Genomic DNA, 1,260 nt, shown 5'->3' with positions numbered 1-1,260 from the left:
TAAATCCGGTTATCAATGGGGTCTATAACTCCTTGCATCTCATCAAGAGCAAACTTATCAAATGTTTTAAAAACCGTTCTATCAACCTTTTCAAAACCTATCGGTAAAAGTTGACCATCTAAACTCATCTGATAAAAACCACCATCACCTGCAAAAAAAGCGTCACTCCCTCGACATGCTATAGAGGCTGCACTGCGGGCTCCTCGCTTGTCTTGTATCTTTTGAAACGTAAACACAATCTTAGAACCCGCAACAAAGGTTCCTGCATAAATAGCAGAACGCATAAAAATGAGGGGATTGGTGGACTCTGTTGCCCCTTGAACATATTCTCCATCCGGAAAATCTTGAAAATCGCAATCTTTCTGCTTAACTGTCCAATGAGTAGCATCTTCCAAACCAGACCAATGAATGCGATTGGGGTGATCTGTCAATTGCATCAAACAAACAAAAGGTCCCCAAACCTTCACCAAGCCTGCTTTCGGGGGATTGCCTCCTAAATCTTCAAATCGTTCAGAACTATGGGTATTAAAAACTTGTGGTTTATCATTTTTATTCACCGCAATAATTCTTTGACCAAACAAAGCGAACGACCATTGATTATCTTCATGCGCATGATAGGTCACACCACTTTGGCTTATGTCTTTCCAACCCTTCGTTTGGCTATCATAACTATAAAGCTTTTGCTTGCCTCCTACGATTATCTTAACACCATTACCGCTTCTAAAGGCGATTGAACCCAAGGGCTTTTCTTCCAAAGGATTAGAAACAACCATTGCACTAGGCATGGGTATGTAACCACCATCTGCCGGTAAAACATTCACAAGGCTATCCGTAAAACTGCCGTTGACAACCGCAACATCTGGTCTGTAATCGGCTACTGGAAAATAAACCATCTTAAAAATCCGTTGGTATTATTCTGGTCACGTTATGACGTTGAGACGTCTCTGCACGCAATTCATGCAACTGTTCGTTAAAGTCATTGTAAGCTGCCGTTGCACAATCGGGATCTTTAAGGATATTCTTGTAAAGTTCGTATTTTGCACGCGCCTTAATCAAATCAAACGCGTGCACAAACCATGGGTGCTCCTCATCGACACTCTCTATCTCTGATAAACGCAATGGAGAGAGAATGAGTTGAATCTGATAGGCTCTATCCGGCGTGGGATAAAGATGTAATTTCCTATCAAAATAACTGTAACAAACCGGCGTTCCTTGCTGCTCTGATGATAACAAAGGCTCTAAAGAAACATGGTCCTTACA

The 1,260-nt window shown here is 41.6% G+C and carries 2 pseudogenes; both read right to left on the bottom strand.

From position 1 onward, the window contains the following. Window positions 1–893, bottom strand: a pseudogene (locus tag ACFIKG_RS09265) (hypothetical protein); the annotation flags it as partial. A gap of 1 nt (window position 894) precedes the next feature. Beyond that, window positions 895–1,260 (bottom strand): annotated as a pseudogene (locus ACFIKG_RS09260) (hypothetical protein); the annotation flags it as partial.

The sequence above is a fragment of the Bartonella sp. LB28NMGDW genome (assembly GCF_042194435.1).
GTDB classification, from domain to species: domain Bacteria; phylum Pseudomonadota; class Alphaproteobacteria; order Rhizobiales; family Rhizobiaceae; genus Bartonella; species Bartonella grahamii.
This window is presented reverse-complemented; position numbering and strand designations above follow the sequence as displayed.